Source organism: Streptomyces thermoviolaceus (genome assembly GCF_045209695.1).
GTDB lineage: Bacteria > Actinomycetota > Actinomycetes > Streptomycetales > Streptomycetaceae > Streptomyces > Streptomyces thermoviolaceus.
Window position 1 is genome coordinate 2,046,786 of record NZ_CP109280.1, and the last position, 21,307, is coordinate 2,068,092.

Genomic DNA, 21,307 nt, shown 5'->3' on the forward strand with positions numbered 1-21,307 from the left:
GGTTCCTGCCCCGCGGACCGGTGCCGCCGGCCCTCGTCTCACGCCGTGCGCCCGGCCCGGCGCGCCTCGCGGCGGTCCGCCACGAGCAGCGCCAGCGCGGGCAGCAGCGTGACGGCGTAGACGGCCAGCAACCGGCCGAAGGAGTGGGCGAAGGCGCCGGGCACCAGCCCGTGCCGCTGCCGCGCGGCCCCCTCCAGGATCACCGTCGCCACCGCCAGGGCGACGGCGCCGCCGATCCGCTGGATGAGATTCAGCTGCGACGAGGCGTCCGGGATGGACTGCGGCCGGATCGACTGGAAGGCCCGGGTCATCGCGGGCACGATGGTCAGGCCCGTGCCCAGGCCGCGCACCGCCAGGCTCGTGCACAGCAGGACATAGGAGGTGTCGGCCGACAGCCGGGTCAGCGGCACCGTGGCGAGCATGGTCAGGACGATGCCGACGACGACCGTGCCGCCCCCGCCCAGCCGCTTCATCAGCACCCTGCACAGCCAGGCCGCCAGCACCACGCCGATGCCGCCGGTGGACATCAGCAGCCCGGTTGCCACCGCGCTCTCGCCGCGCGCGGTCTCGAAGTACAGCGGGATGAGCATCATCGGCGAGTAGAGCACGAAGCCCAGGCAGAAGATGGTGACGGCGGCCGTGCGGTACACGCCGTGCGCGAACAGGCGCAGGTCCAGCAGGGGGAAGGGGGCCCGCAGCTGCCGCACCACGAACACCGTGCCGCTGACCACGGCGACGGCCGACGGCACCAGCAGCGACGCCCGCGCCTCCAGTCCGGCGCCGGAGAAGGCGTGGATGGCCAGGACGGTGGCGACCGTGCAGGCCGCGGAGGTGACCAGGCCCACCGCGTCCAGCGGCTTGGCCCGGCGGGAGCCCGGGGCCTCGCCGGGCACCCGGCGCAGCGTGACGGCGAGCAGCGCCGCGCACAGCGGCACGTTGACCACGTAGACCGCCGACCACCCTCCGGCCGCGACCAGCAGGCCTCCGACCGTCGGGCCCAGCAGCGGGCTGATCAGCATGACGCTGCCGTTCAACGCCTGCACCCGGCCCAGCTGTTCACGCGGCACGCCGTGGGTGAGCAGGATCGTCGACACCGGGGTGAGGACACCGGCGGCGGCCCCGGCCACCCCGCGCGCCGCGATCAGCTCCCACAGGGTCTGGCTCAGCGCGCACGCGGCCGACGCCAGGCCGAACACCACGGTGGCCCCCGTGAAGACCCGCTTGACCCCGAACCGGGTGGCCAGCCAACCGGTCGCCGGCATCAGCGCGGCCAGCGCCACCAGATACGCCGTCACCACCCACTGCACCTGGTGGATGGCGCCGAACCGGGCGGTGGTGTCGTCCAGGGACACATTGACGATGGTGGTGTCGAGCTGGGCGAGGAACCCGCCGGTGATCGCGACGGCGATCTTGGCGAGGGCGGCGGAGGAGGGCCGGCCCGCAGGTGTTCCGGACGGCGCGCCGGAGGAGTCGGCCGCCTCGCCGGCGGCGGGCTGTCCGGCGGACTGTGGTGCCGGCTGCCGGGTGCCCGGGTCCTCGGTGCCCGGCTCGTCGGCGGACCGGTGCTCGGCGGCCGGCTGCCGCGCGGCCGGGTCCCCGGTGTCCGCGGGCCCAGGCGGCCGGGGTGCTACGGCCGCCTCCGGCTCCGTCGCCGTCCCGGCGCCCGGGTCCGGTGGCGGGCTCGCGGTGACACCTTCATCGGACTGATGTTCGGTCAGGGGCATGGGGGTGCATCCTCGTGAGGTGACGTGGTCGGGGCGGGCGCGGGTCGGTCCGCGCCGGCGAGCGCGTGCTCCAGGGCGTCCAGGAGGGCCTCGCCGGCCTCGCGGGCGCCGGGCCGGTCGCGGCAGGACAGGGTCAGCTCGGTGACCTCCCCGATCCGGCAGGCGCTGAGGAACATCTCCGCGTAGGGCACGAGCATCGGCAGCGTGCGGAAGGCGGTGGGCCGGAACTCCGCGGTGCTCAGCTCGTCGGTGTCGACCTGGCCGTGGTCGGTGATGATCGCCGTACAGGGAAAGCTGCTGCCGTCCAGCTCCTGGGCCTCGCGCAGGCTGTTCGCGAACGGGTTGTCCCGCAGGAAGTCCCGGCTGAGGGCGGCCACCTCCCGCTTGTGCACCAGGGCCCGCACGATCCGGCCGTGCAGCGTCCGCCAGTCGTCGTCGCGGGCCAGGTCGAGGACGAGCTGCGCGGTCAGGTTGGCGGTGGAGCGCACCTCGCGGTCGTGCCGGCGCAGGTCGACCGGGACGATCACCCGGCCGGTGTCGCCGGGCAGATGCCGGGCGAGGACGGCGGCCACGCGGGCGGTGACCGCGGACGGCGTCCCCGCGACGGTGCGCCCCAGCCACAGGGCTGTGCCGTCGGCCGGCCCGGTACCGAGGATCGCGGGCAGTCTGGGGATGCGAGCCGGCGGCGGCGCGGGCGGCACGGTGCCCGCGGCCGTACGGAAGTGGGTGTCGTCGACCACCGCGTCCGCGCCGAGAGGGTCCTCGCCGCGCAGCACGCGGAACACGTCGGCGAGCCACATCCGCAGCCCGCGACCGTCGGTGACGATGTGGCTGGCCCGCACCACCAGCCGGGTGCGCGGGCCGTTCACCAGGCCCACCTCGCAGACCGGGCCGGTGACGACGTCCAGGTCGCGGTGGAAGAACGGCGCGTCGAAGCCGCCTGTCCCCGCGGGGAGTTCGGTGACCGGCGGGAGGGGGCCGTCGGCCCGCCACAGGGCCGCCCGCCGCCGCACCGCGAGACCGGGGTTGGCCCGGGTGGCGGTGGCCACGGCCGCGCGCAGGGCGTCCGGGTCGATGGGTCCCTCGCCCTCGACGACCATCTGGATCAGCTGCGGGGTGCCGGTGGCCGCCGCGTTCAGATAGCCGCGCTCGATCTGCGAGATGCGGCGGGTGTACGGCCGGTGCGCGGTGGATGGCGTCGTCATGCCGCCTCCCGGGTCGGGGCGTCCAGGCACGGGACGCCGGTACGGACGGCCGCCTCGGCGCCCTCGCGCCGCCACCAGTAGCGGACGTCGGCGGGCGCACCGGCGGCCAGGGCCAGGTGCATGCCCCGGCCGACCAGGGTCGAACACACCTGGTACGGCGGGACGTCGGTGGGTCGCCAGGCCGGCCGCCAGGGCGGCAGCCGGACCCGGGCGAAGGCGTCCTTCGTCAGGTGCGAGGCCTTGATCAGCGCCTCGCACTCGGCGAAGTCCCGGATGCTCGCGGGTCCGTCCCGGCCCAGCAGCCCGCCGAGCCAGCGCAGCGCGTCCGGGCGGTCCCGCTCGTCCTGCAGGTCGACGCCGACGTGCGGGCCGCGCGCCACGGCGACGGCGCTGTGGGCGGCGCAGTGCGCCACCGAGACGCTCAGGCCGAGCGCCGGCACGCTCCACCGGCGGTGCTCGTCACGGGCCAGGTCGCGCCAGGTGACGTCCAGCCCGTGCACGGCCCGGAGCGCCGCGAGGATCACGGAGCGTCCGGAGCGGTTCATACGGTGCCCCATGCGGTCGCGGGGCAGGCGCGGGTGGTGGGTGACGAGGCAGTCGATCACGGCCTCGTCACCCGCCGGGCGGTCCGGGCCGGCGGGCAGCGCCCGCCCGTCCGGCGTCCGGACCGCGTCCCGCGCCCGCCCTGCGCCGGGCACGGGGCCGGGCACCGGTGGCGTCGGGGTCATCACGCCTCCGTGTCGAACACGGCCGCCGCGTAGCTGCCGCCGTAGGCGAAGCTGGACAGCAGCAGCCGGCCCGCGGGGCGGTCCCCGGCGAGCGCGGCGACCAGGCCGAGGGCTCCCGCGCTGCCGTAGGTCTCCCCGAGCAGCGCCTTCGGCGCCACCTGGGGCCGCCCGTCCAGGCCGGCCAGGCGCAGGGCCCGCGTCTGGGCGATGTCGACCAGGCTGTAGCCGGAGGCGGCGGAGACCACGGTGTCGATGCCGTCGGGGCCGGTGCCGGCCTCGGCCATCGCCGCGCGCAGCGCCCGCGCCCAGGCCTCGCCGTCGCGTCCCAGGCGGCCGATGCCGACCGGCTCGCCGGCGGCACCCCAGCCGCGGACCCGGGCCAGGACGTCCGCGCCACGGGCGGCGGCCGACTCCCGGCTCTCCAGCAGGATCGCCGCCGCGCCCTCGCTGAGGACCATCCCGGTGCGGCCGCCGGGCACCACCCGCGCACTGCGGGCGTAACCGGGCAGTGAGGCCTGGGTGGCCAGGGCCTGCGCGGGGAACTCGTCGGCGATCACCACCATGATCCGCTCGGCGGCGCCGCGGGCGATGACCCGGGCCGCGAGCTGCAGCGCGAGCACCGAGCTGGTGCCGCCGTTGGCGATGGTGGCGGTGTAGCCGCGGTAGCGGTGCAGCATCGCCACGTGCCCGGCGGCGGCGTTGACGACCGTGTTGGCGAACAGGGCCGGGTTGGCGCCGCTGATGCCCCGCTCCAGCACGCCCTGGTGGAACTGCAGGACGGAGGTGACGGGACCGTAGCCGGTGGCGAAGACGATGCCGGTGCCCTCCGCCTCGGCGCGCGACGGCTTGCCGTGCCGGCCGTACAGGTCGGCGACCGCGGCCGCGGCGAGCAGGCTGAGCGGGTCCATGCGGCGGGCCCGGCTGGGGTTGATGCCGCGGGCGGCGGCGCGCACGTCGATCCGGCCGACGGGCACCTCCCCGACGCCCGCGACCTGTTCCGCGCCGGTGAAGCAGGGCCGGCCCTCGGCCAGGGCGGCGAGCAGGTCGGCGGTGGAACCGGCCGCACCCGCCAGGCCGGCCACGCCGGTGACCACCACGTCGTGCACGGACTCGGTGCGGCGCTCGGCCGAGCCGGGACGGCCCGGGCGGTGCAGGACGACGGAGGCGTTGTTGCCGCCGAAGGCGAAGGAGTTCGACAGCACCACCTCGGGCGTCTCCGGGCGGCCGGTGTCCGGGACGATGTCCAGGCCGAACGGCTGTGCCACCCCGCGGGTGTTGACGGTGGGCGGCAGGATGCCGCGGTCCAGGGCCAGGGTGCTGACCACCGCCTCGACCGCGCCGGCCGCGCCCAGGGTGTGGCCGATCATCGACTTGGTGGAGCTGGCCGGCGGCAGCTCCGCGCCGAACAGCAGCTTGACCGCCTTGGGTTCGCTGGCGTCGTTGGCGGGGGTGCCGGTGCCGTGCAGATTGAGGTAGTCGACGTCCTTCGGCCCGAGACCGGCGGTGCGCAGGGCCTGGGCCATGGCCGCGCAGGCGCCCTTGCCGCTGGGGTCCGGGGCGGTCTGGTGGTAGCCGTCGCAGGACAAGCCGTACCCGCCCAGCTCGGCCAGGGTGCGGGCGCCGCGCGCGGCGGCCCGGTCGGCCGACTCCAGGATCATGAACCCGGCGCCCTCGCCGAGGGTCAGCCCGGTGGAGGCCGACATCGGCGAGCACGGCTCCGGGTCGAGGGCGCCGAGGGCGCTGAACCCGTACGCGGACAGGGAGGCCAGCGGGTCGACGCCACCGCAGACGACGTGGTCGACGTCGCCCTTCCACAGCAGCTCGGCGGCGTAGCCGAGGGCGACGGCGCTGGCGGCGCAGGCGTTGGAGAGCACCACGCGCGGGCCGCGCAGGTCGAACTCGGCGGCGATGAAGTCGCCGACGCAGGGCAGCTGGGAGGCGGCGGCCGCCTCGGCGTCCAGCCGGCCCTCGTGGACGTATCCGGCGTGGACGGACTCCAGGGTGGGCATGGCGCCGAGGCTGGAGCCGACCACGACCGCGACCCGGTCCCGGTCGACGGTGTCCAGGTCGAGGCCGGCGGTGCGCAGTGCCTCGCGGATGGCGCCGGCGGCCAGCGCGTAGCAGCGGTCCAGGCCGGCGGGCTGCTCGGCGGTGACCATGCCGGCCCACTCGGTCAGCAGCTCCGAGGTGTCGAAGAGGGTGTTGGTGCGGATGCCGGAGATGCCGGAGGTGATGGCGGCCCAGCTCTTCTCGACGTCGTCCCCGGCCCCGGTGATCAGGCCGAGGCCGGTCAGGGCGATGCGCGGCGTGGTCATCAGGAGATCCTCGTGGTGAGCGAACGGGCGATGACGCGGGGCAGGGTGGCGGTGCGCAGCGGACGCTCGGCGCCCTGCTCGTCCTGGGCGGCCAGCTCCAGACCGGGCACCCAGAACGGGGCGTCGAGCAGGGCCAGGACCAGCTCCTCCTCCGGGTTGGCGGAGGGCGCCTGCCACAGGACGGTGCCGACGGACCGTCCGGCAGCGGTCACCTGCGTGCCGGCGGTGAACCGGCTCGCGGCGGGGGCGGCCAGCGCGGTCAGCCGGGCGGTGTCCGTGGTCGGCGCCACGAGGCCGTCGGAGCCGTGGAACTCGCCGACGCGACTCCAGTCGATCATCCAGGACAGGTCGGCCTCGGCGACCGACAGTCCGGCGAAGCCGGCCGCGTACACGCCCATGCCGGCCTCGGCCTGCACCCGGGCCAGGCCCTCGGGGCCGACCGGGGCGCCGCCCTGGGCGGTGACGGCGGCGAGCACGGCCTCGTGGGCGGCGTCGGGGGCATGGGACAGCAGCAGGTAGCCGTACTCGCCGGTGGTGCCGACCCGCGCCAGGTGGGCGAGGGCGGACGGCTCCGCCTCCAGGGACGCCTCGGTGACCGAGTGCAGGGTCAGGCCGGAGATGTCGAAGTCGACGAAAGCGGCGGCAGCGGACCAGGCGGTGGGGCCCTCGAAGGCGCTGGCGCCCCAGCCGTCCGGCTCGACCTCGACTATGACGCCCTCGGGCCGTTCCTGCTGCTCCAGGTAGGCGCGCAGCTCGTCGGCGCTCACCCGGGTGCGGGGCAGCAGCCAGGCGTCGTCGCCGATCTCGAAGTGCAGCAGGACGGCGAAGGGGCTGCCGTCGGCGTTCAGGGCCAGCGCCTCGCGGACGGTGTCCGGCTCGACGAACTCGCCGGACTTGGCGAGGAAGCCGTCCAGGTACGTGATCCGCTCGTCGCCGGTGATCCGCACCAGCGGGGCGGTGATCCGGTAGGCGCCGACGGTGGTACGCAGGGTGGTGTAGTCGTCCGTCTCGGTGCGGAGCGGGGCGGTGGTCATGGACGGTGTTTCCTTTCGGCGTGGTGCGTGGTGTGTGAGGTGCCGTCGGCGGTCACGCGGTCGGTGACCGGGCGCCGGCCGGGTGCCAGCCGTCGTGGACGTGTGGCGCTCAGGGCGCCGCGCCGCCGGCGACGGACAGATGCCAGGCGTGCTCCCCGCCTGCCGGGGACACGCAGCCCACGAGCAGTCCGGCGTCGGTGGGGCGCAGGACGACCTCCGCGCCCGGGGCGGCGCCGGGTGCGGGCCGGCAGTGCAGCCAGGTGCCGTCGGTGAGGCGTACGGCGGCCGCGGCGGCCCACACCTGCCGGAAGCCCCGGGAGTCCAGCTCCCGGCGACTTCCGGCGCAGTCCAGCACGACGGTGGTGTGGCGTGGGGTGTGCGGGGTGAGCCAGAGGACGACGTCCTGCTCGGCCTCGGGTGCCTGGACGTCCGCGCGCACGGGGACGGCGGTGTCCTCGGGCGCGGTCAGCTCCAGGCCGAGACGCTCCGCCGGGCCGTACAGCCCGAGCGGGTGCTTCTCCTCCCAGCCGGCAAGGGGGCGCACGCCCCAGCCGAGGCCGGCGGCCCGGTCGTACCGGCTGCGCTCGGTGGTCACCCACATCCCGGCGCTCCAGCGGGGGTTGTGGCCGAAGGCCCGGGTGCGCGGGAAGGGGCTGCGCAGGACCTTGGTGGTGCCCTCGGTCCAGGCGGTGACACCGCCGGCGGCGGCGTCCAGCTGGATGCGACGCGGCCCCGCGACCGGCGGCACGGGTGCCGCGGCGGGCGTAGCGGGCGCCGTGCGGCGGCCGAACTCGGTGCGCAGCCGCACCTGCCCGTCCGGGCCCGCGGCCAGCCCCCGTTCCAGCAGCGTGCTGTGGACGAGCCGGACGGGTTCGCGCACGGGTATCCGCACGCTCCAGGCGGCGCCGTCCCAGACGAGATCGGTGCCGGGCGCGGCCGGCTGCGCGGCGGCGACCACCTCGGAGGCGTCGCGGACGCCGAGGCCGAGCCCGATCGGGCAGGGCTGCTCGGTGCCGCGGGTGAAGGTGCCCTGGCGCAGGCCCACGGTCTGGAAGATCCGGCCGGGCGGGCGGGTGAACGCGATGTGCTGCTCCAGGACGCCGTCGGCCAGGGTGACGGTGCCGCGGACCTCGTCGTCGCCGCAGCGCTCGGTGATCCGCACGCCGTGGTCGACGGGGGTGAACTCCAGGTCGCGGGGTTCGCCCTCGCGCCAGCCGGCCGGGCGGTCGGCGGCGCAGCTGGGCCAGGTGGAGACGAACACCGGACCGTGGTGGTCGTCGGCCAGCACCCGCACGGTGCCGTCGTCGCCGTCCACCTCCACGGTCAGCCCGTTCGAGCCGAACCGGTACGGATCCCGGCCCCGCGGCAGGCGGATCCGGTACGGCGGCTCGGTCAGCCGCAGGGCGCGCCGGGTGCCGTCGGGCCCGGTCAGCTCGGCGTGTCGCACGGTGCCGCGGTCGACGTCGACGCTCGCGGTGAGCGTGAACGCGCCGACGCTGAGCCGGTAGTCGACGGTGCGGACACCGTCGACGAGGCGGACGTCGCTGCGCAGTTCGTCGTCCCGGGACTCGGTGACGGTGCCGAAGCTGGTGAGCTGCCCGAGGGCCGCCTTGACCTCGTCGCCGAGGTCGGCGAAGACGCTGCGCAGGATCAGCGGGATGTAGTTGTGCAGTTCGACGTTGCCGTCCTCGCCGGGCACGGTCTGCCCGACGCTGACGCAGCCGACGCGCCGGTACAGCCGGAACGCCACCGTGTTGGCCGGGTTGACGGTGAGCCGGAGCACGAGGCAGCCGGTCCGCACCATCCACTCCACGGCCTCGGTGAACAGCCGTCCGGTCAGCACGCCGTTGCGGTAGGCCGGGGCGACGAAGAACATGTCGGCGATCAGCTCGCCGGCCCGGGCGGAACGCCGGCCGGTGTGGTGGAACAGACCGAAGGTGCCCACCACCCGGCCGTCGTCCACCGCCACCAGGAACGTGGCCGTGCCGCGCTCGGCCAGCTCGCGGGCCAGCTCGTCGCCGGTGATGCCGCCGGCCACCGGGTTGGGGTTGTCGCGGTGGCGGTTGTACAGCTCCGCGACGGCGTGCGCGTCGCCCTCCTGGTAGGGGCGGACGGCGATGGACATGGCACACCTCCTTCTCGTCGGGTCGTTGCGTTGGGGGGCGGGTCAGGCCTTGCGGCCGGTGGTGACGATGAGGGAGCCGGAGGCGGCGAGTTCGCTGCCGACCGAGGCGCGGACGGAGACCTGCCGCAGGCCGCCGAGGCGCTGGCCGAGCCGGGCCTCCAGGGTCAGCTGGTCGCCGGGGACCACCAGCCGGGAGAACTTCATGTTGCTGATGGACCCGAGGTAGCCGACGGCCTGCGAGGGGTCGGCGTCCTGCGGTGCCTCCGGCGACTCGATCAGCTCGGCGACGTAGACGACGGCGACCAGCTGGGCCATCGCCTCGACGATCATCACGCCGGGCATGATCGAGTGGTCGGGGTAGTGGCCGGCGAAGAACGGCTCGTTGACGGAGACGGCCTTCACTCCCCGCCCGCGCACGCCGGGGACGACGTCGTAGGCCCGGTCGATCATCAGCATGGGCCAGCGGTGCGGCAGCATGCGCTTGATGTCGTCGGAGGAGTAGGAGAACGTCCTCGGTTTCGTGCCCGTTGTGCCCCGGGCGTCCGCGGCAGGTGCCTCGGAGGTGACCGACATGCTCACACCTCGCGGGCTTCGACGAAGTCGACCAGGGCGTTGATGGAGCCGAAGGCCTCGAAGTCGTCGTCGCTGATCAGCACGTCGAACTCGTTGTTGACCATGACGACGATCTCGAGGGTGTCCAGGGAGTCCATCTCCAGGCCGCGGCCGAACAGCGGCTGGTTGTCGGAGACGACGGCCGCCTCCACGTCCAGGCCGAGCCGGTCGATGATCATCGACTTGACCTTCATGTTCTTCTCCAGGCGTGCCTGGGCCTGGCTGCGGATGTCCTCGAAGGTGGCGACGGACACAGGTGTTCCTTTCGATGAGCGATGCACGGGTGTGCACGACAGGTGTGCACGACAGGTGTGAGGTGGCCCGGGGCGTGCGCGCGCGGACGTGTGCGCGGGACGGGCTAGTCGGGGATCATTCCGCCGTCGACGGTGAGCACCTTGCCGGTGATGTAGGAGGCGGCGGGGCTGGCCAGGAACGCGGTGGCCTGGGCGACCTCCTCGGGTGCGCCCATGCGTCCCAGGGGGATGGCCTGCAGGGCCTCCTTCATCTGCGCGGGCGGCACCTTCTTGACCATGTCGGTGTCGATGAAGCCGGGCGCGACCACGTTGACCCGGATGCCGCGCGGGGCGACCTCGTACGACAGCGTCTTGGCCATCGCGATCACCCCGCCTTTGCTGGCCGCGTAGTTGGCCTGCCCGGCGCGGCCGGCGATGCCGCTGGTGGAGGCGATGAACACGATGGCGCCTCCGGTGGCGTACATCTGCTTGGTGGCCTCCCGGGCGGTGTAGAAGGTGCCGGTGAGGTTGGTGCCGACGACCTGCTGCCACTTGGCGGCGCTCATGGCGGCCAGGTGACCGTCGGCGGTGACACCGGAGTTGAGCACCGCGACGTCGAGGCCGCGCCAGGTGCTCTTCACCTCCTTGAACAGGGCGGCCACCTGGGCCTCGTCGGAGATGTCCGCGGGCAGCAGCAGCACCTCGCGGCCCAGGGCGCGGATCCGCTCGGCGACCTGTTCGGCCTTGGCGGCGCTGGAGCGGTAGTTGAGGGCGATGTCGCAGCCGTGGGCGGCCAGGGTGGTGGCGACGGCGGCGCCGATGCCGCGGGAGGCGCCGGTGACCAGGGCCCTGGTGCCCTCGGGGAACAGCGGGCCGGGTGCGCTCATGCGGTGCTCCCCAGCATCGCGGCGGTCACCCGGTGGCTGCCCGGGTCGAAGCCGGCGACCTCGGTGCCCAGGCCCGCCCCGTCGGCGGCCCGCACCACGGCCCGGGCGACCGCGAGGTCGAGGACGCCCAGGCCGAACGGCGAGAAGACGACGGTGCGGTCGGTGGCCGGCGGCTCGGTGGAGCCCAGCACGGAGGCGATCTCGGCGTGCACGAAGTCGCGGTGGCCCATCTGCTGCTCCGCCCGGTGCAGGGAGGTCTGCTCGCGCAGGACGTGCTCGATGTCGTCGACCACGTTGTACGCGGCGAGCACCGAGTCCGTGCTCAGGTCGCGCAGGGACAGGTGCAGGATCACCTGGCCCGCGGGCCGGTCCGGGTGGGCGGCGAGGTCGAGCCAGTACGTGGAGTCGGTGGTGGCGATGGACACCGTCTGCGCGGCGAGCGCCTCGCCGACGTCTCCGGTGCGGAACCGGAGCGCCGGATATTCAGACTCCAGTTCGGCAGCGAGCACCTCGGCACGGCCCGGGACGACGTCCTGGAGCACCACGGTCTCGAGGTCCGGGTGGGTCAGGGTGAGGAAGGACAGCACCCGCTGGTTGATGGTGCCGCAGCCGATCAGGGCCGCGGTGTGCACCGGGCGGCCGCCGTGCAGGGCGCCGGCCGCCAGGGCGGCGCTCGCGGCGGTGCGGGCGGCGGAGATCTGGCTGCCCTCCAGCAGCGCGATCGGGTAGCCGGTGGTCAGGTCGTTGAGGATCTGCACCGAGCTGGCCCGCTGCAGGCCCCGCTCGACGTTCGCCGGGAACGACGAGATCCACTTCAGGCCCATCACCGGCTCGGGGCCGCCCAGGTAGGCCGGCAGGGAGATGATGCGGCTGCCGGCGGGCTGCGGCGGGCGCAGGAAGCTGGAGAAGGGCACCCGGGTGTGTCCCTGGCCGTGCAGCACGTACGCGGTGCGCACCGCTTCCAGGACGGTGGCATCCAGCCCCGTCAGGGCCCGTCGGACGTCGTCCCGTCCGAGGATCTTCACGGCTCGCTCCTTTCTTGGTCGCGGTGGAGTCCCTCGTCCTCGCCGGAGGGGATCTCCCGGTCGGTGTGCGGTTCGTGGCCGGCGTGCCCCTCGTCGCCCGGGTGCAGCGGCGGGTTCTCGTCCTGGAAGCGGCTCTCGACCCAGGCGTCGCTGTAGATCGTGTCGAGGTAGCGGTCGCCGCCGTCCGGGAGCACCGCGACACAGGTGGTGCCCGGCTCCAGCCAGTCGGCCGCGCCCTCCAGGGCGGCGATCACCGCGCCGGAGGATCCGCCGGCGAGGATGGACTCCTTGGCGAGCAGCCGACGGCAGCCGCGGACGCAGTCCAGGTCGGTGACCTTCACCACCCGGTCGGCCAGGTCCGGCCGCAGCAGCGGCGGCACCACGGCCGCGCCGTGCCCGGGGATGGTGCGCCGGTGTCCCTGCTCCCACGGCTCGGGCGGGCCGAAGATGACACTGCCGACGGCGTCCACCGCGACGACCCGGGTGGCCAGGCCGCTCTCGCGGATGTACTCGGCGCAGCCGCGCAGCGTGCCGGTGGTGCCGGCCGCGACGAACAGGTAGTCCGGCCCGCCGGGCAGGGCCTCGCAGATCTCCCGCATGGTGTGGTGGTGGGCGCGGGCGTTGTACTCGTTGGCGTACTGGTTGGGCCAGTAGGCGTCGGGCACGGTCCGCAGCAGGGTGCGCACCCGCTCCAGGCGCGCCGGCAGGTACTCGCCGGTGGCCGGGTCGCGGTCGACGACCTCGACGGTCGCGCCGTAGGCCCGCATGATGGCGGTGTTCTGCCGGGTGGTGCGCGGGTCGACCACGCAGATGAACTTCAGCCGGTAGAAGTTGCACAGCTGGGCCAGGGCGATGCCGAGGTTGCCGGAGGAGGACTCCACGACGGTGGAGACCCCGGGCACGAGCTTCCCGCTGCGGATGGCGTGCTCGATCATCGACTTGGCGGCGCGGTCCTTGATGGAGCCGCCCGGGTTGAAACGCTCGCACTTGGCGTACACCTGGAACCGCGCGGGCGGGAACAGCCGGTCGAGGGCGACGAGCGGGGTGGAGCCGATGGTCGCCACGATGTCGGGCTCCCGGGTGCGGGTGGCGCCGAGCGCCGGCGTCCTCCCGCCGGAGGCGACGACGGTCATTCCGGCACCTTTCTGCTGATCTGGAGCCGCAGTTCGCTGACGTAGCGCTCGCCGTCGGCGTCGGTCAGCCACGAGTCCTCCAGGGCGGGCAGCACCTCGCTGAGGGTGACGTCGGCATCGGGGTCGTGGCGGCGCGCGGCGCGCGCCAGACCGGCGAAGGCGAGCACGAGGGTGGGGCTGGTGAAGTCCATCAGGGACGGTTTGGTCTCCTCGGGGAACTTCACGAAGAGCCGCTCGGGCAGGCCGCTTCGGGCCACCCAGCGACGCACGGCGAGGTAGTCGCGTTCCCGGTCGGCCTTGTCGGGCAGCGCGATGCCGGACACCGGCAGCCGCCAGGTCTCCCGGAACAGCACCAGGTCGTCGAGGGTGACGCGCGGAGCGTGCTCCCGGTCCAGACCGATCTTGAAGGCGTCGGCGGCGACGATGGACACCGGCACCGCGAGCAGTTCGCCGGCCGACCAGGTGCGGCCGTCGGGGGTGGTCGCGGTGACCGTGCCGTCCTTCTCGGTGAGCGTGATGGCGGCCGCCGCGTGGACGCGTCCGCGGTCGTCCCACGGTGCCCGGGTGAACCCGATCAGCCGGTCCCCCGCGCCGATCGGGGCCGGGACCATGCGGCCGCTGTTGCGTCTCCACTCCACCGGCAGCAGGGGAACCAGGCGCGGGGCGTCGATCGCCGCGTTGACCTTGTCCCGCAGCGAGCCGCTGTCGCAGGTCCAGTCGAGGAACGGCAGGTCGAGGGTGGCCAGGCAGGCGTGCAGTTCGCCGAGGACGACGGTGTACCGGCCGGCGGCGACCGCCTCCGGCGAGGCCGCCGCCACCTGCAGGTCCGGGCTGTGCACGGCGAGGTGCGCCGAGCGCACCGGACCGGTGGCGAAGACGGCGCGGGCCCGTGGGGCGACGTCCACGACGTCCAGGCGGACCGGGAGGGATCCGGGGGCCGTGTCGTCCAGGCCCAGCACCTCGCGCCATGTGGCGGCCAGTTCCCGGGTGGCTCTGTCCACCGGGGCGGCGTGCTCTCCCCAGAACAGGTTGAGCACCTGGGGCCAGATGTCGGCGAGGGTCACGGTGGCGCGGCGGGCGGCCGCCTTCCGCACCAGGCCGGCGACCTCCGCCTCCACCAGCTCCACCAGCCGGTTGCCGAACCAGTCGGCCGCGTCCAGCACCAGCGCCAGCGGGCGGGCGATACCGTCCAGGAAGTCCTGTCCAAGGTCCATCCGCACATCGCGCAGGCTGTCCTGGTAGCACAGCGTGCGCCCGGCGTACGCCTTGCCCTGCTCGCGTTCGGCCTCCTGCCCGGTGGTGCGCACGAAGAACGCGTCCAGCCGGTCCAGGGCCGCGACCAGGTCCTCCGCGGTGCCGGCCCGGTCGATGTCCGCGCGCAGCCGGTCGAGTTCGTCCAGCACGGCCCGGCAGCGGACGGACAGCTCCGGGTCGCCGATGCCGGCCACGCGCCGCCGCAGGACCTCCTCGGCCCGCACGTCCACGGGGATGTTGGCGTCCCAGGTCAGCACCCGCTGCTTGAGCATCCGGGTGAGGACCTTCTCCACCCGCTGCCGGGCGGTGGCCGCGTCCCAGCCGGTGGCCTCGGTGACGGCCTGGGCGCTGCGGTCGCCGTCGGCCAGGCGCAGCACCGTCACGTCGTCCTCGCGCAGGCGCAGGGTGCGGCCGCCCGGCAGGACGAGCCGGTCGCCGTCGAGGTGGACGTCGGGCCGCAGCACGGGCGGGAACCACCAGCGGGCGCCGGGCAGCTCCGCCATCCGGTCGGCCAGGGCGGCCAGGGCCCACCGTTCGAAGAAGGTGCGGCTGCGTGCGGTGAGCGCCGGGCCGTGGTCGACGTCCATGGCCCGCCGGCCCCGCCCGACGGAGATCCAGGCGCCGGGGCCGAAGAAGCCGATGGTGTCGGCCTTGGCGCAGTACCGCAGCCAGTACATGGCCAGGGTGCGTTCGCGCTGCCGCCGCTTGGACTCCTTGCCCTTGCGGGCGGCGAGCGAGTCGAGGATCCGGTGGACGGTGCGGTTCTGCCAGGCGATCGCGGTGCGCACCCGGTCGTCGCGGGCGAGCCGGGCGAGCCGCAGGGACTCCTCCTCGCTGTCGGCGCGGTAGGCGGCGCGGAACACCTCCAGGGCCTCCGCGTCGCCGTCCGCGCAGGCCGCCGCCGCGCGGGCCGCGCCAGGGCCGCCGAGCAGGTCCAGCCCGGACACCGGGAACCCGGCGCTGCGCAGCAGGCCCACGCCCCACACCCGCCAGGGGCTGTCGCCCAGCGGGTGCACGGGGGCGAACGCGGACCAGTCGACGGTCTGCCGGGTGTCGAGTGCCGTGGTCATCAGGCCGCTCCCCGCTGCTCCGGTGCCGGGGCCGTGAGAGCGGCGGCCAGCCGGGCGGCGCCCTCGGCGATCCGCTTGCGCGGCACGTTGGAGAAGCACAGCCGCAGCGCGTCGGCGTGCTCGCCGTCGAGGCCGAAGTGGCTGCCGGGCACGAAGGACACCCCGTGCGCGGCCGCGGTCTCGGCGAGGCGGGTGGTGTCGACGCCCTCGCGGTGGCGCAGCCAGAGGTAGAAGCCGCCGGCCGGCCGCTCCCACTGCCAGGGCCCGTCGGTGCCGAGTTCGGCCTCCAGGGCGTCGGCGAGCAGGGCGCACCGCTCCCGGTAGCTCGCCCGGTAGGCCTCGAGCAGTTCGGTCCAGCCGGAGCGGGTGTAGAAGGCGGCGATCGCGGACTGCGCCAGTGCCGACGGCGACAGGGACATCACCTCGGTGGTGTTGCGCAGGGCCGGCACCAGCGGCTCGGGCGCGGCGATCCAGCCGCAGCGCAGGCCCGGTGCGAACACCTTGGAGAAGGTGCCGAGGTAGACGACCCGGTCGGGATCGAGGGCGTGCAGGGCGGTGGTGGTGTGCCCGTCGAAGCCGAGCAGGCCGTAGGGGTTGTCCTCGACGACGACGAGGTCCAGCTCGCGGGCCGCGGCGAGCAGGGCGCGGCGGCGCTGCTCGGACAGGGTGGCGCCGGTCGGGTTCTGGAAGGTGGGGTTGCAGTACAGCAGCCGTACCGTCCGGCCGTCCGCGCGCAGCCGGGTGACCGTCGCCCGCAGAGCCTGCGGGTCGACTCCCTCGCCGTCCTCGGGTGCGGCGTGGAGGTCCAGGCCGGCGGTGCGGAAGGCGGCGGTGGCGCCGGGGTAGGCGGGGGTCTGGACGAGGACGGTGTGCCCGGGGGAGGCCAGGGCGAGGCCGACGGCCATCAGGCCCATCTGCGAGCCACCGGTGGGCACGAGGCGGTCGGCGACGGCGCTGCTGCCCTCACGGGCCATCAGGTCGTCGATCGCCGGGACGAGGGCCCCGGCGACGTGCGGGGTGGTGTACTGCAGGGCGAGTCGTCCGCCGAGCCGCACGAGCCGTGACAGCTGCGCGGAGACCGTCTCCAACGGCAGCACGTCCAGGTCGGGCAGGCCGCCGGCGAAGGACACGACGTCGGCGCCGCGTTCGAACAACCGCGGCATCTCGACCGCGGGGCGTATCTCGGTCCACATGGCGGTCAGCTCCCGGCTCTGGCCGGCAGCGAGGCCGCCAGCTGGTCCTGCACCGAGCGCCACAGCCCCGCGGAGGAGGTGAGCGAGGGGTCGCCGATCACCTCGGGGTCGATCTCGATCCCGTACCGCTCCTCCACCGCCATCACCAGGGCGACGGTGTGCAGCGAGTCCACGCCGAGGTCCACCAGCGGGGTCTCGGGGTCGGTGACCGTGACGGCGCAGATCTCCTCGACGAGCTCGACGAACTGGGACTGGGTCGGCTGCTCAGACGACGACGGGTTCATGGCTGGTCCTCGGGTGGGTGGTGGATGTCTTGTCGTGCGCGGCGGGAGCGGTGGGGCCGGCGGGCGGGTCGACCAGCTGCCGTACGGCCGCGCGGTCCGGTTTGCCGTTCCGGGTGAGGGGGACGGTGTCGATGCGGCTGATCCGGTCGGGCATCCGGGCCCGGTCGAGCCGGAGCATCAGCCGGGCGCGGACCTCCTCGGGGGTGAGAGTGCCGCTGACGACGAGGTGCAGCGGTGCGTCCTCCGGCTCGGGCCGCAGCGCGACGGCGGCGTCCACGCCGGGGATCCGCTCGGCGGCGTCCTCGATCTCGCTCAGGCCGAGGCGGACGCCGCGCCGTTTGATCATGTCGTCGTCGCGGCCGACGAAGTAGAGCCGGCCGTCCTCGTCGAGCCGGCCCTGGTCGCCGGTGTGCAGCTCCAGCGAGCCGTCGGCGCGGCGCACGAACCGCTGCTGACGCTCCAGCGGGACGCCCCAGTAGCCGGCCATGACCGTGCTGCCCCGCACCACGATCTCGCCGGTCCGCCCGGGCGGCAGGTCCGTGCCGTCCGGGCCGGCGATCCGGACGTGCAGGCCGGGGATGGGCCGGCCGACCGAGTCGGGGTGGGCGGCGTACTCGGCGGGGTCCAGGATCGAGATGCGCTTGCACTCCGTCATGCCGTACATCGAGGCGAACACCGCCCCGGGGAAGGCGTCGAGGAGTTCCGACATCACGGCCCGGCCCATGCGCGCGCCCGTGTTGGTGAACAGCCGCACAGCGGTGGGCCCGGGGTGCTTGCGCCGCAGCAGGGTGAGGATCTGCGCGAGCGAGGGCACCAGCGGCACCACGGTCACGCCGTGCTCCTCGATGACCCGCAGCAGGGCCAGGTCCGAGGCCCGCTCGGCGAGGACCAGGGTGGCCCCGGTGAGCGCGCACAGCAGCGCCTGGTACAGCCCGTAGTCGAAGGAGAGCGGCAGCCGGCACAGCACCACGTCGTCGGCGCGGTAGCCCAGGCAGCTGTTGACGGCGTGCAGCGCGGCGAGCATCTGCCGGTGGGGGCAGACGACCCCCTTGGGACGGCCGGTGGTGCCGGAGGTGTAGATCAGCACCGCGACGGCGTCGTCGGCGACCTCGGCCGTGAAGCCGTCCGCGTCCGTCCGCTGGATCTCCTGCCAGGCCGTGGCGGGCGCGACGGTGCGGCAGGCGGGGCCGGCGGCCCCGAGGTCCGCTCCGGCCTCGAGGCCTTCTCCGGCCGCGGGGGCGCAGATGGCCAGGGCGGCGGTGCAGTCGTCGGCGATGTGGGCGAGTTGAGGGCCGGTCAGCTCCGGGTGGACGGGGACAAAGACGGCACCGATGCGCAGGGTGGCCCAGAACAGGGCGAGGAACGACCGGTCGTTGGGCCCGGCGTGGACGACCCGTTCGCCGGCGGTGACGCCCTGGGCACGCAGCCAGCCGACGGCCCGGTCGACGGCCGTGCCCAGTCCGGCGTAGCTGAGGGCGCCGTCGCCGTCGACGACGGCCGGGTGCTCGGCGCGGTCGGCACGCCGCTCGGCGAGGAGATCAGACACCGGCACGGACGCTCGCCTCCTCCCGTACGGCGGAACCGGAGGCCTCGGCGGCCTGGGCGGCTTGGAGGCGGTCCTGGACCTTGCCGAGGTCCCGGGCGGTGGCCACGGGCAGGACGGCGAGCTCCGGGTGGCGGCGCCGCAGGATGTTGGTGAGGGTCTTGGCGGGCGGCAGGGACACCGTCAGCGCGGGCGAGAGCCGGGCCAGTGTTTCCAGGCACTTGTCCCAGCGCACCGGACGGACCACCTGGTCCACCAGGCGCCGGCGGATCTCCTCCGGGCTGTCGGTCGCCTCGCCGTCGGCGTTGGACAGCAGCAGCCCGCGGGGCGCGGCGAAGCCGGCGTCCTGCGCGGCGGCGGCGAAGGCCTGCCGGGCCGACTCCATGTACGGGGTGTGGAAGGCGCCGGCGACCCGCAGCGGACGGACGGTGGCGCCCGGCGGGGGTGCCGCGGCCAGCCGCTCGAGGTCCTCGGCGAGGCCGGCGGCGACGATCTGGCCGGGGCCGTTGAACGTGGCGGCGTGCAGGCCGAGTTCGGTGATGCGGTCGAGCACCGCCGCCTCCTCGCCGCCGACCACGGCCGCCATCGAGGTGGGTGCCTCGGCGCAGGCGGCGGCCATGGCCCGGCCGCGGACGGCGGCGAGCCGTACGGCGTCGGCGGGCGTGAGGACACCGGCGTAGGCGGCGGCGGTCAGTTCGCCGACCGAGTGGCCGGCCGCCACCACGGTGTGGGCGGCCGCCCGACGGGCCAGCGCCTCATGGGCCAGCAGACCCGCGGCGACCAGCAGCGGCTGGGTGTTCTCGGTCCGGGCGATGACCGCGGCCGGGGCCTTGGTGCCCAGCTCGGCCAGGTCCACGTCCGCGGCCTCGGACCAGGCCCGTATGTGCTCGGCGCACACCGGGTCGCGCAGCCAGCCGGCCAGCATGCCGGGCGTCTGGGACCCTTGGCCCGGCGCGATGATGGCGAACACGTGTGCTCTCCCCCTTGCGTGTCGAGTACCTGGCGCGCGGCACGGGGCCGGCGGGCGGCGGTACGGCGGTGTGGTGCGAACGGTGCGGTGGCACGTGGCCGGTGGGGGTGGAACGTGGGGGGTGAGGACCAGGCGGGTTCACGGGGCGGCGGGCCGGCGGACGGAGGGAGGTGCCGGCCCGCCGCCCCGAGCGGTTACTGCCGGCCCGTGCTCTTGGCGAACCGACGGATCGCCACGAAGGAGAAGGCGGCGAACCAGGCGACGATGTTGATCACCGCGCCGGACAGGCTGCAGTGCTCGCCGCTGAAGGTGTAGCCGTCGGTGAGCCAGTAACGGGCGAGCGTGGAGACGCCGTACATCGGGGTGTACCGCGAGATCTCCAGCATGGTGCCGCTCAGCGGGATGAACAGGTTGCCGAGGAAGGCCAGCGCCGTCATGGTCAGGCCCGGCATGTGCATCACGACCTCGGGCTTCATCATCAGGCCCATCGCGATGCCGAGCGCGGCGAACACCGCGGCCCCCAGCCAGGCGATCACCAGGGAGGTCACCCACACCGTGGCGGTGGTGTGCGCGCCGGTCAGGACACCGAGGACGCCGACGATCGCGACCGGCACGGCGGCCATGACGACCGAGCAGACGACCTTGACCAGCAGGTATCCGGGCGGGGCGAGCGGGCTGAGCGCGATGGTGCGCATCCACCCGGCGGCGCGCTCGACCGAGATGGTCGCCGCGGAGCTGGTGGCGGCCATGGCGGCGCCGTACACCGCGAGACCGATCATCATCCAGGCGGCGAAGTTGCCGTGCGGGAGTGTCCCGTCGGACGGGGCGGTGCGGAACAGGGCGAGGTAGAGGACCGCCGGCAGCAGCAGGGTGAAGATCGTGGTCTGCCGGTTGAAGCGGCGCCGCAGCTCGTAGCCGAGGAAAGTCGGATTGACACCGCTGAAGGGCGAGGTGCGGGCGCGGGCGGCGGGCGGCGCGGTCACGGTGGTCATCGCGAGGCCTCCTGGGAGTCACGGCCCTGGTGGGTGAGGACCATGAAGGCCTCCTCCAGGCTGCGCGGGGTGACCTCGATGTCGGTGGCGGAGGTCCGGGAGACCAGCTGGCGCAGCAGGGCGTCGGAGTCGGTGGCGTCGAAGTAGTGGCGGTCGCCGCGCACCACGCAGGAGCGCACCACGGGCAGGGCCGCGACCGCCTGGGCGTCGGCCGGGCTGATCAGGCAGGAGACGGTGCGTCCGCTGAGCGAGGCGCGGATGGACGAGGCGGAGCCGTCGGCGACGAGGCGGCCCCGGTCGATCATCACGACCCGGTCGGCGAACTGGTCGGCCTCCTCCATGTAGTGGGTGGCGAACATGACGGTCATGCCGCGCTGCGCGTCCTCGCGGACCGTGGCCCAGAACTCGCGACGGGCGGCGACGTCCATGCCGGCCGTCGGCTCGTCCAGCACCAGGAAGTCGGGGGAGGACAGCAGGGCGACGGCGAACCGCAGCCGCTGCTGCTCACCGCCGGAGCACTCGGCGACCCGCCGGTGGCGCAGCGCGGTGATGCCGGCGCGGGCCATGACGCCCTCGACGTCGGCACCGGGGTGCAGCGAGCCGAGCATCCGCACGGTGGCCTCGACGGTCAGGTCGGGCAGCAGCCCGCCGGACTGGAGCACCGCGGCGACCCGCCCGGCGCGCACCGCCTGCTGCGGCGTCGTCCCGAACAGCTCGACGTGACCGGAGTCGGGGCGGGTGAGTCCCAGCAACATGTCGATGGTGGTCGTCTTGCCGGCGCCGTTCGGACCGAGGAACGCCACGACCTCACCGCGGCGGATCCGCAGGTCGAGTCCGTCGACGGCGGTGAACTCCTCGCCCTTGGCGTTGGTGAAACGCTTGACGACCGTGCTGAGCACGGCGGCATCCGGGGACGTCACCTCCCTCGCCGAGCAACGGGGACGGGCTTCGATACTCATGTCAGTCCTCACCGAATTCCG

At 74.5% G+C, this 21,307-nt stretch carries 18 protein-coding genes; all 18 read right to left on the reverse strand.

Translation table 11 applies throughout. The annotated features are described in order from the left end of the window. Positions 1-38: 38 nt before the first annotated feature. The 18 genes from OG899_RS08830 to OG899_RS08915 all read right to left on the reverse strand — a co-directional run bounded on the left by OG899_RS08830 (position 39) and on the right by OG899_RS08915 (position 21,286). Positions 39-1,724 carry a DHA2 family efflux MFS transporter permease subunit gene (locus tag OG899_RS08830; protein WP_229814243.1) on the reverse strand — a complete coding sequence of 562 codons (1,686 nt, stop codon included), beginning with the start codon at positions 1,722-1,724 and terminating at the stop codon, positions 39-41. Beyond that, complete coding sequence (locus OG899_RS08835) at positions 1,715-2,929, reverse strand: hypothetical protein (protein ID WP_406310978.1); 1,215 nt, start codon at positions 2,927-2,929, stop codon at positions 1,715-1,717. Before OG899_RS08835 ends, OG899_RS08830 begins: the two co-directional genes overlap by 10 nt. Then, positions 2,926-3,657: a hypothetical protein gene (locus OG899_RS08840; RefSeq protein ID WP_185867789.1), complete on the reverse strand. Its 732-nt coding sequence runs from the start codon at positions 3,655-3,657 to the stop codon at positions 2,926-2,928. The genes OG899_RS08835 and OG899_RS08840 overlap by 4 nt, the downstream gene beginning before the upstream one ends. Next, positions 3,657-5,972 carry a beta-ketoacyl-[acyl-carrier-protein] synthase family protein gene (locus tag OG899_RS08845; protein ID WP_125496594.1) on the reverse strand — a complete coding sequence of 772 codons (2,316 nt, stop codon included), beginning with the start codon at positions 5,970-5,972 and terminating at the stop codon, positions 3,657-3,659. Before OG899_RS08845 ends, OG899_RS08840 begins: the two co-directional genes overlap by 1 nt. Continuing rightward, the gene (locus OG899_RS08850) at positions 5,972-7,006 is read right to left on the reverse strand and encodes an aminomethyltransferase family protein (protein WP_125496593.1); all 1,035 of its coding nucleotides are present in this window, start codon (positions 7,004-7,006) and stop codon (positions 5,972-5,974) included. The genes OG899_RS08845 and OG899_RS08850 overlap by 1 nt, the downstream gene beginning before the upstream one ends. A 109-nt stretch (positions 7,007-7,115) precedes the next feature. Next, positions 7,116-9,131: a GNAT family N-acetyltransferase gene (locus OG899_RS08855; RefSeq protein WP_168131857.1), complete on the reverse strand. Its 2,016-nt coding sequence runs from the start codon at positions 9,129-9,131 to the stop codon at positions 7,116-7,118. A 42-nt stretch (positions 9,132-9,173) separates the two neighbouring features. Beyond that, positions 9,174-9,704: a 3-hydroxyacyl-ACP dehydratase FabZ gene (gene fabZ, locus OG899_RS08860; RefSeq protein ID WP_168131858.1), complete on the reverse strand. Its 531-nt coding sequence runs from the start codon at positions 9,702-9,704 to the stop codon at positions 9,174-9,176. A gap of 2 nt (positions 9,705-9,706) precedes the next feature. Then, positions 9,707-9,997 (reverse strand): acyl carrier protein, encoded by a 291-nt coding sequence (locus OG899_RS08865; protein ID WP_125496590.1) that lies wholly within the window; start codon positions 9,995-9,997, stop codon positions 9,707-9,709. Between the two features lie 104 nt (positions 9,998-10,101). Further along, positions 10,102-10,863, reverse strand: coding sequence for an SDR family NAD(P)-dependent oxidoreductase (locus OG899_RS08870; RefSeq protein ID WP_125496589.1), 762 nt, complete (start codon positions 10,861-10,863; stop codon positions 10,102-10,104). Continuing rightward, the gene (sbnB, locus tag OG899_RS08875; protein WP_125496588.1) at positions 10,860-11,888 is read right to left on the reverse strand and encodes a 2,3-diaminopropionate biosynthesis protein SbnB; all 1,029 of its coding nucleotides are present in this window, start codon (positions 11,886-11,888) and stop codon (positions 10,860-10,862) included. The genes OG899_RS08870 and sbnB overlap by 4 nt, the downstream gene beginning before the upstream one ends. Next, positions 11,885-13,021 (reverse strand): 2,3-diaminopropionate biosynthesis protein SbnA, encoded by a 1,137-nt coding sequence (gene sbnA / locus OG899_RS08880; protein ID WP_125496587.1) that lies wholly within the window; start codon positions 13,019-13,021, stop codon positions 11,885-11,887. The genes sbnB and sbnA overlap by 4 nt, the downstream gene beginning before the upstream one ends. Then, entirely contained in the window at positions 13,018-15,345 is a 2,328-nt protein-coding gene (locus OG899_RS08885) for a lantibiotic dehydratase (protein WP_406310979.1), read from the reverse strand. Before OG899_RS08885 ends, sbnA begins: the two co-directional genes overlap by 4 nt. Continuing rightward, positions 15,345-16,538, reverse strand: a complete 1,194-nt coding sequence (locus tag OG899_RS08890; protein ID WP_125496585.1) for a PLP-dependent aminotransferase family protein — start codon at positions 16,536-16,538, stop codon at positions 15,345-15,347. Before OG899_RS08890 ends, OG899_RS08885 begins: the two co-directional genes overlap by 1 nt. 5 nt (positions 16,539-16,543) lie before the next feature. Next, on the reverse strand, positions 16,544-16,822 hold the full coding sequence (locus OG899_RS08895) for an acyl carrier protein (RefSeq protein ID WP_125496584.1): 279 nt from the start codon (positions 16,820-16,822) through the stop codon (positions 16,544-16,546). After that, positions 16,803-18,374 (reverse strand): class I adenylate-forming enzyme family protein, encoded by a 1,572-nt coding sequence (locus OG899_RS08900; RefSeq protein ID WP_125496583.1) that lies wholly within the window; start codon positions 18,372-18,374, stop codon positions 16,803-16,805. The genes OG899_RS08895 and OG899_RS08900 overlap by 20 nt, the downstream gene beginning before the upstream one ends. Beyond that, positions 18,361-19,335: an ACP S-malonyltransferase gene (locus OG899_RS08905; RefSeq protein ID WP_168131862.1), complete on the reverse strand. Its 975-nt coding sequence runs from the start codon at positions 19,333-19,335 to the stop codon at positions 18,361-18,363. The genes OG899_RS08900 and OG899_RS08905 overlap by 14 nt, the downstream gene beginning before the upstream one ends. A 194-nt stretch (positions 19,336-19,529) precedes the next feature. Continuing rightward, positions 19,530-20,327 (reverse strand): ABC transporter permease, encoded by a 798-nt coding sequence (locus OG899_RS08910; RefSeq protein ID WP_125496581.1) that lies wholly within the window; start codon positions 20,325-20,327, stop codon positions 19,530-19,532. Next, positions 20,324-21,286, reverse strand: coding sequence for an ABC transporter ATP-binding protein (locus OG899_RS08915; protein WP_125496580.1), 963 nt, complete (start codon positions 21,284-21,286; stop codon positions 20,324-20,326). Before OG899_RS08915 ends, OG899_RS08910 begins: the two co-directional genes overlap by 4 nt. Positions 21,287-21,307 lie beyond the last annotated feature (21 nt).